The 14,371-nt window shown below is 44.0% G+C and carries 11 protein-coding genes and 1 tRNA gene; 4 read left to right on the top strand and 8 right to left on the bottom strand.

Features of this window, described 5'->3' with window-relative positions; all coding sequences use genetic code 11:
• Nucleotides 1-90: 90 nt before the first annotated feature.
• The 5 genes from H8K33_RS01960 to H8K33_RS01940 all read right to left on the bottom strand — a co-directional run bounded on the left by H8K33_RS01960 (nucleotide 91) and on the right by H8K33_RS01940 (nucleotide 4,512).
• Nucleotides 91-182 (bottom strand) — tRNA-Ser (locus tag H8K33_RS01960).
• 113 nt (nucleotides 183-295) lie between these two features.
• On the bottom strand, nucleotides 296-1,546 hold the full coding sequence (locus H8K33_RS01955; protein WP_186889291.1) for an aspartate kinase: 1,251 nt from the start codon (nucleotides 1,544-1,546) through the stop codon (nucleotides 296-298).
• 525 nt (nucleotides 1,547-2,071) lie between these two features.
• A complete protein-coding gene (locus H8K33_RS01950; RefSeq protein WP_186889290.1) occupies nucleotides 2,072-2,623 on the bottom strand; it encodes a DUF1415 domain-containing protein in 552 nt (183 codons plus the stop codon).
• Between the two features lie 46 nt (nucleotides 2,624-2,669).
• Entirely contained in the window at nucleotides 2,670-3,341 is a 672-nt protein-coding gene (rpiA, locus tag H8K33_RS01945) for a ribose-5-phosphate isomerase RpiA (protein ID WP_186889289.1), read from the bottom strand.
• Nucleotides 3,342-3,435: 94 nt separating this feature from the next.
• The gene (locus H8K33_RS01940; RefSeq protein WP_186889288.1) at nucleotides 3,436-4,512 is read right to left on the bottom strand and encodes a serine/threonine protein kinase; all 1,077 of its coding nucleotides are present in this window, start codon (nucleotides 4,510-4,512) and stop codon (nucleotides 3,436-3,438) included.
• 137 nt (nucleotides 4,513-4,649) lie between these two features.
• Here H8K33_RS01940 and H8K33_RS01935 point away from each other — a divergent pair, with 137 nt between their 5' ends.
• Both H8K33_RS01935 and H8K33_RS01930 read left to right on the top strand, forming a co-directional pair.
• On the top strand, nucleotides 4,650-5,351 hold the full coding sequence (locus H8K33_RS01935) for a UPF0149 family protein (RefSeq protein WP_186889287.1): 702 nt from the start codon (nucleotides 4,650-4,652) through the stop codon (nucleotides 5,349-5,351).
• 220 nt (nucleotides 5,352-5,571) lie between these two features.
• Nucleotides 5,572-5,826, top strand: a complete 255-nt coding sequence (locus tag H8K33_RS01930) for an acyl-CoA-binding protein (protein ID WP_186889286.1) — start codon at nucleotides 5,572-5,574, stop codon at nucleotides 5,824-5,826.
• 101 nt (nucleotides 5,827-5,927) lie between these two features.
• Here the strand turns inward: H8K33_RS01930 and H8K33_RS01925 are convergent, their stop codons facing one another.
• On the bottom strand, nucleotides 5,928-6,917 hold the full coding sequence (locus H8K33_RS01925; protein ID WP_186889285.1) for a 2-hydroxyacid dehydrogenase: 990 nt from the start codon (nucleotides 6,915-6,917) through the stop codon (nucleotides 5,928-5,930).
• Between the two features lie 262 nt (nucleotides 6,918-7,179).
• On the opposite strand from H8K33_RS01925, the gene fdxA reads away from it, so the two are divergent.
• Both fdxA and H8K33_RS01915 read left to right on the top strand, forming a co-directional pair.
• A complete protein-coding gene (gene fdxA / locus H8K33_RS01920) occupies nucleotides 7,180-7,503 on the top strand; it encodes a ferredoxin FdxA (protein ID WP_186889284.1) in 324 nt (107 codons plus the stop codon).
• A gap of 83 nt (nucleotides 7,504-7,586) precedes the next feature.
• Entirely contained in the window at nucleotides 7,587-8,657 is a 1,071-nt protein-coding gene (locus H8K33_RS01915) for an NAD(P)/FAD-dependent oxidoreductase (RefSeq protein WP_186889283.1), read from the top strand.
• A 66-nt stretch (nucleotides 8,658-8,723) separates the two neighbouring features.
• Here H8K33_RS01915 and H8K33_RS01910 read toward each other — a convergent pair whose 3' ends face one another.
• Both H8K33_RS01910 and H8K33_RS01905 read right to left on the bottom strand, forming a co-directional pair.
• Nucleotides 8,724-9,851, bottom strand: coding sequence for a response regulator (locus H8K33_RS01910; RefSeq protein ID WP_186889282.1), 1,128 nt, complete (start codon nucleotides 9,849-9,851; stop codon nucleotides 8,724-8,726).
• A gap of 86 nt (nucleotides 9,852-9,937) precedes the next feature.
• Entirely contained in the window at nucleotides 9,938-14,221 is a 4,284-nt protein-coding gene (locus tag H8K33_RS01905) for a response regulator (protein ID WP_186889281.1), read from the bottom strand.
• Nucleotides 14,222-14,371: the final 150 nt, after the last annotated feature.

Below are 14,371 nucleotides of genomic sequence, written 5' to 3'. Positions count from 1 at the left end.
ACTTGGATTAATAATTGACATACCAGATGAGACGCTAAGGAGAAAAAGAAAAATGCCCGCTTAACTTTCATTAAGCGGGCACCAATTCTTTGGCGGAGACGGTGAGATTCGAACTCACGATCCAGGTTACCCCAGATGCTTCCTTAGCAGGGAAGTGCCTTCGGCCACTCGGCCACGTCTCCACACTCTCACAACGCTATGCTTACGCAAGGCATTACAAGCGAGACCGTGATCATAGCGGGTAGTTCATCTTTGGTCAACTACTTGCAATGAAAATCTCACATGGAAATCGTAATTACGCTGCTTCCAATTCAAATGCTTTATGCAAAGCACGTACCGCTAATTCCATATACTTCTCATCAATCAACACGGAAATTTTGATTTCTGATGTAGAGATCATTTGAATGTTGATTCCCTCATCTGACAAGGTACGGAACATCTGAGACGCGATACCAACGTGGCTACGCATACCTACGCCCACCACGGATACTTTCGACACCTTAGCATCACCAATAATATTACCCGCGCCAATGTGCTCTTTAACACTCGCATTCAATACATCCATCGCTTTGTTGTAATCACCGCGCGGCACAGTAAAGGTGAAGTCCGTTTTACCATCAACAGATTGATTTTGAATAATCATATCGACTTCAATATTCGCGTCAGCGATAGGACCAAGAATTTGATAAGCAATGCCTGGCTTGTCTGGTACGCCAAACACAGTGAGTTTTGCTTCGTCGCGATTGAATGCGATGCCAGTAATAGTGGCTTGTTCCATATTTGTATCTTCCTCAAACGAAATCAGGGTGCCGGAAATAATTTCTTCGGCCAAAGGCATTAATGGGTCAGTCAATGATGACAATACGCGGGTCGGCATGCGGTAATTGCCAGCGAATTCTACAGAACGTATCTGCAAAACTTTGGAGCCCAACGATGCCATTTCCAACATCTCTTCAAAAGTCACGGTATTCAACTTGCGCGCTTCCGACACAACACGTGGATCGGTTGTATACACACCATCAACGTCGGTATAAATCAAACATTCTTGCGCCTTCAATGCCGCAGCTATCGCCACTGCAGAAGTATCAGAACCACCGCGACCTAGCGTGGTGATATTACCCAACTCATCAACACCTTGAAAGCCAGTGATAATAACAATCTTACCCTCAGCCAGATCCGCATTTACTTTAGCATCATCAATTGAAGCGATACGTGCTTTGGTATAGGAAGAATCTGTCTTAATTGGCACTTGCCAACCAGCGTAAGAAACCGCTTTTTTACCTAGAGCCTGCAAAGCAATCGCTAACAAACCAACTGATACTTGTTCGCCCGTGGAGGCAATCATATCAAGCTCACGCGGATCAGGATCGGCCATAATTTCTTTAGCCAAACCAATAATTCGATTCGTTTCGCCTGACATCGCAGACGGCACAACTACGATTTGATAACCTGCATCATGCCATTTGGCGACGCGCTTAGCGACGTTCTTGATACGATCCGTAGACCCCATCGAAGTACCGCCGTATTTGTGGACAATTAAAGCCATAACATTTCAAAAAGAGTGACGAAAAAGGGAGTAAAGCGAGAAAAAGAACGCATGACTTTACATGTTGCTCTGCAAAATAACAAGGCGCGTATGCCTGTTTTTTAAGCGTAAGAAATCGAGGGAAAGTGAAAACAAAGGAAATTCTTAGAAAAACCGATGAAAACTGGCAATGGTTCTGTAAGAAAAGGAAAGTTGTAAGAGCCAGAAAAATCAAAGCAGCCAAACAACAAAACCAAAGAATTGGTGATATTTAATGACAATTGAATGACAGTAGCCCGATTTTACATTCATCCCATAATAAAACGAATATCAAACAAATTAAATTTCGATGCGATATTTATCAGCAGCCGAACTTCATTTCGAAGTGCATTCAATCGAAAAAAAGAAATTCACACATAACCAAAACAAATATCGATATAAGGAAAGAATCGCTGGCGTGCATCTTTAATGGAGTTTATGTGCTGCATCAACAAAAGCGGAGAAAGACACGATTGCCCTTCCCCTGCTTTCACGCCCACAAATAGCTCAAATAAAAAGCTTCTTCCAAGCATCGTGCCCTAATGCGCGCAGCGTTTGCATATTTTTTTCGTAAATTTGTTCCGCTTCAGGAAAAGCTTCTACAGCCTTATCAATACTCTCTTCGCGCAGCAAATGCAGCGTTGGAAATGGCGAACGATTCGTATAATTATCGATATCGTCCGGTGCGGCGTCTTCAAATTGATATTGCGGATGGAAACTCGCCACTTGCAAAATTCCGTCTAAATCCAACTCTTCCAAAGTCGCATCCGCCACTTCTAAGAAATCGTTATAGTCGAGAAAATCTTGCATCACGAAAGGATGAATCAGCAGCGTAGTATCGATTTTTTCTGGATTTGCTTCAGCCAGCACTTCCAATTCGGCCATTAAGTCTTTAATTAACTCTTCAGTTGTGGTCGCATGACTCACAAAATAGCGAATCTGATCCTTAATATGTACACCTTTAGCAAACGGACAAAGATTTAAGCCGATAACAGCTTTCTCCAGCCACAGTTTCGTTTGTGCGATGACTGCGTCATCTTTAATTTGTACATCGACCATCTGCTTACCCCTAAATTACTACCAAAATTATTAATGTTACTAAAATTTAAAATCGTAAAGTCTTGACGCCATCTTCAGTGCCGAGCAGACAAACATTCGCGCCTTGTGCAGCAAATAATCCAACAGTCACTACGCCAACGATATTGTTAATCTGCGCCTCTAAAGCAATAGGATCAGCGATTTGCAATCCATGTATATCGACAATAATATTGCCGTTATCAGTCAATAAGGCCGCCCCGTCTTTCATACGTAATTTGGCTTCGCCTCCGATCGCATTCAATGCACGTGTCACGGATTCACGCGCCATAGGAATGACTTCGACTGGTAAAGGGAATTTACCTAGCAAATTAACCAATTTAGATCCGTCGGCGATACAAACAAAGGATTTGGCTACCGATGCAACGATTTTTTCACGAGTCAAGGCAGCGCCGCCGCCCTTGATCATGGCACCACTTGCTGTGATCTCGTCCGCACCATCGATATAGACCGACATAGAACTAACTTCATTCAAATCAAATACCGCAATACCGTGGCCACGTAAGCGACTTGCCGTTGCTTCCGAGGATGCGACTGCGCCTTTGATTTTGTGTTTAATTTTCGCCAATTCATCGATAAAAAAATTCGCGGTGGAACCTGTGCCAACGCCAATAATTTCACCTTCAACGACGTACGCTATCGCGGCTTGCGCGACCGCGAGTTTTAATTCATCTTGTGTCATAGTTATCACATAAAAGAAAATAATCAGAATGGCGTCATTGTAAACGATGGAGGCTAACAAATAGGCGGGAAACAAAGCCACCAAGCACAATTTATCAGACCCGCAGTGGCGCTTCGTCCATCAATGCAATTTGTTCACGCATTTCTAAAATACGATCCTGCCAGTAGCGCTGCGTATTAAACCAAGGAAACGCTTGCTTAAAAGCAGGATCACTCCAACGCTGTGCCAGCCACGCTGAATAATGCAATAAACGCAAGCTACGTAAGGCTTCGATCAAGTGCAATTCGGCAGTATTAAAGCTATAAAAATCTTCGTAGCCCATCAAAATATCGCATAGCTGCTCTTGCATTTCTTGGCGCGAACCAGATAGCAGCATCCACAAGTCCTGCATCGCTGGCCCCATGCGGCTATCATCAAAATCTACAAAATGGGGTCCCGGATGTGCACCCGCCTCGGTCCACAATACATTTCCCATGTGGCAGTCACCATGCAAGCGTAGGTTTTGCACCTCACCTGCTTGCTGATACGCATTGCTAACTGCAGCCAACATCATACGTGCGGTAGCTTCATAGGCATTTAAAATATCCGAGGGAATAAAGTCATGCTGAAGAAGATACTCTAACGATGCATCACCATAGGTCTGTTGGTTTATCTTCGGCCGATGCTGATAAGAGTCCCGCGCACCTACCGCATGAATTCGTCCTAAAAAACGCCCTATCCACTCTAGAGTGCCAGCACGATCTAATTCAGGAGCGCGTCCGCCTTGCCTAGCAAATACCGCAAAGCGAAAACCCGAAAATTCACGCAAACTATTGCCATTCGCATCTAGCAAAGCAGGCACAACAGGTATCTCTGCTGCTTCAAGCTGCGTCACAAATTGATGCTCTTCTTTAATCTGCGCATCTCTCCAACGCAATGGCCGATAAAATTTCACGACCAAAGGTGATGCATCATCCATACCCAATTGATAAACCCGATTTTCATAGCTATTCAAAGCCAATAGTCGTCCATCGCAATGAAAGCCCTGCGCGTGCATGGCATCAAATACGCAGTCAGGGCTTAAGTTTGAAAAATCAACAGGATTTGACTGGCGATCCGAGTCATCCTCTGACTGATTTTCAGTGTAGTTTTCAGGCAAATGATCGCCGGGGATTAGAATATTTGAGCTCATAGCCCGCATTGTACGTGCTTTCTCACCACGAACTAGGAACAAAGCGCTACACTTCCGTTATTAGAATCAGCGTTAAGATCGCCGTACAAAATACGCAGCGATTACATCCGAAAACCACCTTTAAACGAGCAAGCATCATGCATCTGGATGAACCCCTCAGCGACAAAGAGTTTAACGAACTCGATAAATTTTTGATGTCAGACGCCGTTGGCGATGACGGCATGACCATGGACGCCCTGCACGGCTATCTGACGGCAATAGCACTTGGACCTGAAGTGATTGCCATGACTGAATGGCTACCTCTTGTGTGGGGACTGCCCGATGATGGAGAGCCGAAATTTAAGAACCCCAAAGAAATGCAGCGGATCACGAATTTGATCGCTCGCTTCATGAATGAGATTCAAATCACCTTCGAAGTTGCGCCACAAGAATTCGAACCCCTATTTTGCGTGATGGAAGAAAACGGCAAAGAATTAATCGATGGTGAAACCTGGGCCTGGGGCTTTTGGGAAGGTATGCAATTACGTGCAGAAGCTTGGGAAGCCGCATGGGAATCACCAACTATTGCACCATTGCTAGAACCGATTTACCTGCTAGGTGCAGAAGAGATTGAAGAGGAAGAAACTAAGCTAGTGGATACGCCAGAGAAATGCCATCAACTAGCCTTAAAACTGGAAGCGTCAATCGGGGAAATCCGACGCTTTTGGGCACCATTGCGAAAGTCTGGCGTTGCCACTGTGAAACGCGATGCGCCAAAAGTCGGCAGAAACGATCCCTGCCCTTGCGGTAGCGGCAAGAAATATAAAGTATGTTGCGGCGCAGAGCCGACCATACATTAACTGAATCACCTTAACCGCTTCACGAAAACGCCAGAAGTCTCTGGCGTTTTTTACTACTAGCCTCCGCGCGCGCAAAAGCGTTTTTCAGTTTGAGGAAATCTTCTATAGGAAGGAACATGACTGTTAAGCTAGAATGCAAAAGCAGAACAATATCAAATGATATTGAAAATCACATTTAAGTTTCCAGTACTTCCATCCCTTTCCAGCATCAGGAGATCTTATGAGCCTCGTCGACCAATTTAATCAAGCTCAGGCTGATTCCAAAAATTTACCGGAACGTCCTGATAATATGACTTTATTGAAGATTTATGCCCTCTTCAAACAAGCTAGTTCAGGCGATGCCAGCGGCGAACGTCCGGGCATGACCGACTTCGTTGCACGCGCCAAATTTGATGCTTGGGCCGAATTAAAAGGCACATCAAAAGACACGGCGATGCAGGAATATATTGATTTGATCGAATCGTTAAAAGACTAAGAACTTTTAAGATTCCCTAAGTAGAAAAAAGCAGGCGCCACGCTGTCACTGAGCAGCAATGAGCAGAGATGTTGGCGCCTGTTTCTTTTGACCGTACGACATTACACTTCAAGTACATCACGGTTGAGCAAGTCTGGCGGCACCTCGCCACGTACGGCCGCAATCACATTCGTGATCGCGCGATTGACCATTGCCCTGCGGGTTCTCTCTGACGCGCTAGCGATATGCGGTGTTAGTACAACGTTTTTCAATTCTAAAAAATCAGGGTGGAAACGTGGCTCATTTTCAAACACGTCCAATCCTGCGCCAGCAATTTGTCGATTTCGCAAAGCAGCGATTAAAGCGACATCATCCACAATCCCACCACGTGCGATATTAATCAAAGTCGCACTAGACTTCATTTGTGCAAGCTCCGCGGCGGCAATACTATGATGCGATTCGGGCGAATAAGGCAAAGCCAAAATCAAATGATCGGATTCACGTAATAAGCTTTCTTTATCGACATAACGCGCACGATGCGCGGCCGTCTCTTGTTCGGCGCTGAGTCGACTTCGATTGTGATAAATCACGTCCATGCCGAAACCAGCAGCACGTCGTGCAATTGCTTGGCCGATGCGTCCCATCCCTAAAATTCCCAGACGAGATCCGTGGATATCAGCACCAACGAAAAAATCGACGCCCCACTTTTGCCACTCTCCGTTACGCAAGAAATGCTCCGCTTCAGTCACCCTGCGTGCAGTTGCCATCATCAACGCCCAAGCGAAATCTGCAGTAGTTTCATTCAACACATCTGGCGCATTCGTCGCCATTACCTGATACTGCGTACAGGCTTGCAAGTCAAAATTGTCGTAACCAACTGCTATCGTGGAAATAATTTTTAGCTCAGGAAGCTTGGAAAGTAACTCTTGGTTAACTTTGGCACTTGAGGTGCAAATCATGCCAAACTTGCCTTGCAAACGCTCTGTCAGCTCCTCTGGCGAAAAAATGCGATCCTCTTGATTTAGCTCAAGCTCAAAATAATCATTCAAGCGAGCCAATACATCTGGGAACATGGCTCGAGCAACTAAGAGTTTTGGCTTAGGAGATTTCATAGTTTTTTACAGTAAATAGACGAAATTTAGGAGACAAAGCCGATTATACGGCAGCAGACTGCACATGCCTGCCATCCTTATCCAAAAGCGAAGAACAGCTACTCCGGCAGGAGCGATTGCCGAATACTACATTTACTTATGCTAATTTTATCTAAGCCGCAATTGTGAGTTAGGGCGATTTGCCTTAAAATACAAGGCTTTGCAGCTACGTCGACATTTCCAGTAGCGCTTCACCCCCGATTTTTTTATTGATAGGCCTGTTATGACCCACGTTGTGACCGAATCCTGCATCCGCTGCCGTTACACTGACTGCGTTGATGTTTGCCCAGTGGACTGCTTCCGTGCAGGTCCAAATTTTCTCGTGATTGACCCAGATGAATGTATCGATTGCGCAGTCTGCGTTGCCGAATGCCCAGTCAATGCGATTTATGCCGAAGAAGATGTGCCACAAGATCAAATGCCATTCATCAAAATCAACGCCGATTTAATTCGCAGCTGGCCGTCGATCACGAAAACAACTACACCGTTGGCGGATGCTGATGAGTGGAAAGATGTGAAAGACAAATTGCAATATCTCGAGCGTTAATTTTTTCGCTTGTTTTTTTGCGTGATCAGCACAGCGGTTCCAATGAACCGATTTGCCCAATTTTCTAAAGAATATAAAGTCGTATGGACAACAAACAAAATTCAGCAGTGACCGGCGTAATTGAAGCCGACGCAGTCATCATTGGCGCAGGTCCGGTTGGTCTGTTCCAAGTCTTTGAACTTGGCTTACTCGAAATCAAAGCACACGTGATTGATTCTCTGCCAGTCGTTGGCGGTCAGTGCGTGGAATTGTATCCAGACAAACCTATCTACGATATTCCTGCGGTGCCTGTGTGTACAGGTCAAGAGTTGACAGACAATTTGCTCAAACAAATTGAACCGTTTGAACCGACCTTTCACTTAAATCAAGAAGTCACTTTGGTTCAACGTCGCGCCGATGGTCGCTTTGATCTGGAAACCTCTTTGGGCACCAAGTTCATCACCAAAACCATTTTCATCGCTGCTGGCGTTGGCTCTTTCCAACCACGCACTTTGAAAGTAGAAGGCATTGAGACATTTGAAGGTTCACAAGTTTTCTATCGCGTCAAAGACCCTAGCCGTTTTGAAGGCCGCAATCTAGTCATTTGCGGTGGCGGTGATTCCGCTTTAGACTGGGCTTTGGCATTGGCTGGTAAAGCAGAATCCGTCATCGTATTGCACCGTCGTGATGACTTCCGCGCTGCACCAGCATCTGTCGCCAAAATGAAAGAAATGTGCGACAACTACGAAATGCAATTGATCATCGGTCAAGTCACCGGTATCGAAACCAAAGACGACAAATTATCAGAGATCAAAGTGACAGGCGCAGACGGCGTAACGCGTCGCTTGCCGTTGGATGATTTGTTGGTGTTCTTTGGTTTGTCACCAAAACTCGGCCCTATCGCTGACTGGGGTTTAGAGATCGAACGCAAACAATTAAAAGTCATGGACACCGAAAAGTTTGAAACCAACGTACCGGGCATTTTCGCAGTGGGTGATATCAATACTTATCCTGGTAAGAAAAAATTGATTTTGTCAGGCTTCCACGAAGCGGCTTTAGCTGCATTTGGCGCGGCACCGTATATTTTCCCTGAAAAGAAAATCCACATGCAATACACGACGACTTCACCTAAGTTGCATAAGATCCTTGGTGTTGAGTCCCCAGTTTTTGATTAAGCAAATCAGTGCACGAAAAATAAAAAAGCGCAAAATATTTTGCGCTTTTTTATTTGTGAAACGAAATCAATAAATCTCTGTTTCGCCAGCTTCGCTCTCCCGATATCGCATCGCAATCTCTCTAAATTCGTCTGTGATCTTTAAGAATACGTCTAGAATATCTGGATCGAAATGACTTCCTCGCCCTTTGCGCATAATATCGATCGCTTCTTCATGCGTAAATGCTGGCTTATAAACGCGTCTTGAAATTAGCGCATCGTAGACATCCGCAACGGCCATAAGTCGAGCCGAGATGGGTATCGCATCTCCAGACAAATTTTCGGGATAACCTGAGCCATCCCACTTTTCTTGATGCGAATAAGTGATCTCGCGGGCAAATCGTAAAAATTCATTACTTTCGCCAAGATAACGTTCGACGGATAAAATCGTCTCACGTCCATAGTTCGTATGTAATTTCATGACTTCAAATTCTTCTGAAGTCAGCTTACCGGGTTTTAACAGAATGTTATCTGGAATGCCGACTTTGCCGATATCATGCAAAGGCGCAGATTTATATAATAATTCAATATTCTCATCGGTTAATTCAGAAGAAAAACGCGGCAAATCTTTCAATTGGCGCGCTAATGCAGCAACATAATTCTGGGTACGACGAATATGATTACCAGTTTCATTATCCCGTGTCTCGGCCAGCGATGCCATCGCCATAATGATCGCATCCTGCATCTTCGCCAATTTTCTCGTCCGGTCTTTAACTAAACCTTCTAGATTTTTATTTTGATCTTGCAGTAAATTACGTGCGCGCACTAAATTAAGTTGCGTGGCGACGCGTGCTAACACGATTGGTGGACTTACAGGTTTGCTGATGTAATCTACAGCGCCCAATTTCAATCCCATTTCTTCATCTGATACTTGACTTTTTGCCGTTAGAAAAATCACTGGTATTTGATTTGTCTGCGGATTTTCTTTTAAGCGCCGACATGTCTCGTAACCATCCATCTCAGGCATCATCACATCAAGTAAAATCAAATCGGGACTTGGATCAATCGATGCAATATGCAAAGCCTTTAATCCGTTTGTCGCAATCTTAATTTTGTACTTATCTTTGAGCAGTGCAGAAAGCAAAGTTATGTTATCGGGCGTGTCGTCCACAATTAAAATAACTTGCTTCACGTCTTGATCGTGAGCTTCATTCATATTTCACCTTAGAATAAATTAAGCGTTCTATTCGTCATCACCAATTCAAAACATCATCTACCACTATCTAAAATATCTGTGCCACATTATTCAAGACTCAGTCCTATCATATGCGCATTGCCTTTCATAATCGACTGAATCACATCAAAATCGTACTGAGACGCCGCGCGCATAATTTGCTTTTGCACGTCAGAACCAAAAGCAATATTGAGTTCATCGATCGAAGCATTAAGCATGTCCATTGCATCACCATCAAAATTAGCAATCAGCTTGTAACAGGCACGTAACTTCTCATGCACATTTTCAGTCGATAAGTTTTTATCCATTGATGAAGAATGCAATTCCCCCGAATCTTGCTCAGACTGGAGACTTTTCTCAATTTCCACAATCGTCGACTGAAGTTGGCGTTCGGCATTGTCTAACAATGCTGTCATTTGTTCGATAGAAGTCAGCCCCTCGATTTGTGACTCAATTCTCGCTGCCAGCAACTGAACATCCGCACCAATCAAACCAGCAACACCTTTGAGTGTATGCGCAATCATTTCCGCTGTTTTGTAATCTGATTCCAGTAAAGCTTCACGCACTTTACTAATCGCAGATCGTTGATCCAGTACAAACAATCTTAGCAATTTGAAGTAAAGCTGACGGTCCCCCATTGTTCGACTTAGTCCAAGCCGCGTATCAACGCCAGCGATGCTCAATGATTTATCGCTGATCGTAGCGGCTGATCCGTTCCTATGCTCATTATTAACCATCACATATGAACTACACCAATCGGCGACGGTTTGATACAACTCATTCGGATTAATTGGTTTTGCCACGTGGGCATTCATTCCAGAATCAAAACATTTTTCACGCTCAATTAGTAATGCGTGTGCAGTCATTGCAATAATTGGCAAATCTTGAAACTGTGGATTTTGACGAATTAACTTAGTCGCTTCATGCCCATCCATTTCAGGCATCTGCACGTCCATTAATACCAAGCCATAATAGTTTGGTTCTGCGGCAAACAAGCGTTCAACGGCAGCGCGTCCATTCACTGCAACGTCAACAATAATCTCTGCCGCCTCAAGCAGCTCTTTGGCGATTTGCTGATTAACCAAATTATCTTCAACTAATAAGACATGCAGGTTCTTGCATTTAAACGCACCATGTAGTGAACTAGATGCATTAAAGTGACGATGAAATGCAAACATATTCACGAGACAATCAAAAACATTGGAAGAATTAAATGGTTTATCTAGGTAGGCGTCGGTAATCGTCGCTTCCTCGCGATAGTTCAGGCTCTCACGCGCGGTAGCGCCAACAAGCGCAATTTTAGGAAGCATGCGTAATGGTGATTGACGAATTTGTGCGATCAATTCTGCGCCATCCATGTAGGGCATATGCAAATCCACAAAGATCGCATCAAACTGACGATTTTCTCGTTCTGCCTCATTTAGCACCGTCATCGCTTCTTGACCTGAATAAGTCAAAATACTCCGAATGCCATAATGTGCGAGCTTAGCGCCCAACAACTTTGCAGCATGGGGATGATCATCAACAATCAACATGTTTAACTGATCAAATAACTCACGTTCGGCTTCTACCAAACTTGCCTCAACTATGCCAAATGGAATTTCAAAACTAACGATCGTGCCTTTGCCAAATTCACTTTGCAATGCGATTTCACCAGACATCAAATTCACCATGCCTTTTGAGATCGACAATCCTAGACCGGTGCCGCCAAATTTTCGGGTAGTCGATTCGTCCCCCTGACTAAAAGGCATGAACAACTTGGATGACTGCGACTCGCTCATACCAAGTCCACTGTCCTTCACTTCAAAACGCAAACGCACCTGCTCGGCGTCACTGGCAACCACGCGACATTGCACACAAACTTCCCCCTCTTCTGTAAATTTGATCGCGTTATTAATCAAATTGATCAATACTTGCCCAAGTCGTAAAGGGTCACCTTTCAATCGTTTTGGCACGTTTGTGTCGACATCAAATAAATATTCCAATCCCTTTTGTTCCGCTTTTTCGCTGGTAACAACGGCGACACTATTAAAAACCTCATCTAAATCAAATTCAAGCGTTTCAATATCGAGCTTGCCAGCTTCAATTTTTGAAAAATCTAAAATGTCATTGATAATCCCCATCAATGACAAACCTGCTTTATGGATTTTTTCGACATAATCCTTCTGTTTTACTGACAGCTCGGTCTTCAAAGCGAGATGAGCCATTCCAATAATGGCATTCATCGGTGTCCGGATTTCGTGACTCATGTTCGCTAAGAATAAGGATTTAGCCTCGGTCGTTTCTTCAGCATGACGACGTGCCAATTCTGAGACCTTCAATTCATTCTGCATTTGCAAAGTTTGCAAACGCATTTGCTCATCCATACTTGCTTTGAGTTGAGACTCTAGTAGTTTTCTTTGCGTTAAGTCTGACACGAAGGACAAAGTCGCTGGTTGACCTTCCCATTCAATCAATACTGAGGAGATTTCAACCCAGATAAGTTGTTTACTATAACGATGTTGCAATCGGATTTGATAGTACTGTTCCACAGGTTCACCGAGCAGGCGACGATTATGGCGCTCGACAACGACAGGCACATCGTCCATATAGATCGAGGAGGTAAATTGCATGCCTATCAATTCATCATGCGAATGTCCAGTTAATGACTGGATCATGCGATTTGCAAAAGCGATTTTTGCGTTCTGCACCACCACAATGCCTTCAGTGACGTTATCAATTAAAAGCCGATAGTTGTACTCTGACTTATGCAAATCATCTTCTAATTGGCGGCGAGCTGAGATGTCCATCACAACCCACACGGTTCCGTAAGACAAATCATTTTTATTGACAGCACGTCCGGAAAACTGCACCCAAAATAAACTTCCATCACTACGGCGCATCTTTAGCTCAGTCTCAAAAGCCTCGCCACGCAACACCGCCTGACTAACCGCGGCACCACTCTCCAGATAACTTTCACGCGACTCATAAAATGGTTCTAATGAAGCACCAAGTACCTGCTCTCTTTCCACATCAAAAATCTGACACAAGGGCGTATTCACCCATTGCACACGCCCCTGACTATTGAGAAAAATCATACCAACGATGGAATTTTCCAAAATAGTTTCGCGTTCAGTCAGCATCCGCTGTAGTTCATCAGCAAGCGTCTTACGCTCTATCGTCATCAACTCATTCATACGACGATCATGTTCTGCTTCTTTGAATTCTCCACGAATTTTTAAATTCTCAACTTGAATCTTGCTCGCATTTTCTTGCAATCGCAGGTACAAAGTTTGATGTCGCTTTTGTTCTTGGTATGCTTCTTTCCAACGACCTAGTTCTGCGTAAATCTCTGAGAGTTCATTAATCGCACATAGCGGCAAATGGTTATAACCACTATCGCCAATTTCATCGATTGCGTTTCTTAGCTGTGCGATCGCTTGATCATATTGTCCAAATTGCCGATGCAAATATCCACTCACCCACCAAATGTAAGGCTTAAGATGTCTATCCTCAATCGCGTCCATTGAAGCTAAAGCGTTCTCGCTGAAATTCATGGCATCAGACAAATGTCCACGCATCGCCAAAGTGTAGGCGGCCACTGAGAGATAAAACGAACGGTAGGAATTAATATATACAGTATGAATGTGGTCATTCTCGATGTACTGAGCAATCACCTTATAAGCTTCATCGACCTTACCTAATGCAATCTTACATAAGGCCAGCATGGTGGAGCTAAATGGTAGCAACCATTTTTCAGAAGATGAAGGCGCTACATCACAAGCGATTTGCAAAAATTCTTCCGCATCAATAGGATTTCCAGTGACGTATAACACCTCACCAAGATTGGCTGCAATTTGCGCAATCCGACTGGCAGAATCAATTTTTCTTGCTTCATCTAATGCGCGATAAAAAAATCTGATTGCCTCTAAAGTCTGACCACGTTCCTGACAAAGAATAGCAACAATATTGAGTGCCAGAATGAGTAAGCGTGGTGGCACTAAATCGAGTCTAGGTAGTAGTTTTTGTTCTGATAATTCAGAAGCGATCTTCACTTGTCCAAGCTTTCGATACACGATAACCAAACCAGTATCTGCAAAAAAGACACCTTCAGATAAATCATGTTCGGCAAACCAGGCAGACAGTCGACGAAATGAATCAACCGATTGCTCAAGATTATTTTGAAAATAGTCAGCAAAAGCAAAAATAATATCTGCTGCCGCTAGCAACAAAACATCGTCGGCTGCGCGGCCATCTTCCCGCATTTTATGCGCGGCAGCACAACCATCAGGAATGGAATCTCTAAGAATATCCAGACCATCCAAGGTTTGCCCAACCCAACTGTTCTTAGTATGAAGAGAAATTCCGTGCATAGCCCGATTAAGTCATTAAGGAAAACTTGCGATCGATTCTATCTTGAAAGAAGCAATAAATACATTGATCACACCAGCAAGATCGAAATTTCAGAAATAAGAAATCTCCAATACAACATTCGATTGACATTTAACTACGCATTCCGCTGA

Origin of the sequence: Affinundibacterium amnicola, from assembly GCF_014284275.1 — a bacterium.
Lineage (GTDB): Bacteria > Pseudomonadota > Gammaproteobacteria > Burkholderiales > Burkholderiaceae_D > Undibacterium > Undibacterium amnicola.
This window is presented reverse-complemented; position numbering and strand designations above follow the sequence as displayed.

Excerpts from the sequence above, each read along its gene's own strand:
- H8K33_RS01955 (WP_186889291.1), bottom strand. The coding sequence starts at position 1,546 with ATGGCTTTAATTGTCCACAAATACGGCGGTACTTCGATGGGGTCTACG.
- H8K33_RS01950 (WP_186889290.1), bottom strand. The coding sequence starts at position 2,623 with ATGGTCGATGTACAAATTAAAGATGACGCAGTCATCGCACAAACGAAA.
- rpiA (WP_186889289.1), bottom strand. The coding sequence starts at position 3,341 with ATGACACAAGATGAATTAAAACTCGCGGTCGCGCAAGCCGCGATAGCG.
- H8K33_RS01940 (WP_186889288.1), bottom strand. The coding sequence starts at position 4,512 with ATGAGCTCAAATATTCTAATCCCCGGCGATCATTTGCCTGAAAACTAC.
- H8K33_RS01935 (WP_186889287.1), top strand. The coding sequence starts at position 4,650 with ATGCATCTGGATGAACCCCTCAGCGACAAAGAGTTTAACGAACTCGAT.
- H8K33_RS01930 (WP_186889286.1), top strand. The coding sequence starts at position 5,572 with ATGAGCCTCGTCGACCAATTTAATCAAGCTCAGGCTGATTCCAAAAAT.
- H8K33_RS01925 (WP_186889285.1), bottom strand. The coding sequence starts at position 6,917 with ATGAAATCTCCTAAGCCAAAACTCTTAGTTGCTCGAGCCATGTTCCCA.
- fdxA (WP_186889284.1), top strand. The coding sequence starts at position 7,180 with ATGACCCACGTTGTGACCGAATCCTGCATCCGCTGCCGTTACACTGAC.
- H8K33_RS01915 (WP_186889283.1), top strand. The coding sequence starts at position 7,587 with ATGGACAACAAACAAAATTCAGCAGTGACCGGCGTAATTGAAGCCGAC.
- H8K33_RS01910 (WP_186889282.1), bottom strand. The coding sequence starts at position 9,851 with ATGAATGAAGCTCACGATCAAGACGTGAAGCAAGTTATTTTAATTGTG.
- H8K33_RS01905 (WP_186889281.1), bottom strand. The coding sequence starts at position 14,221 with ATGCACGGAATTTCTCTTCATACTAAGAACAGTTGGGTTGGGCAAACC.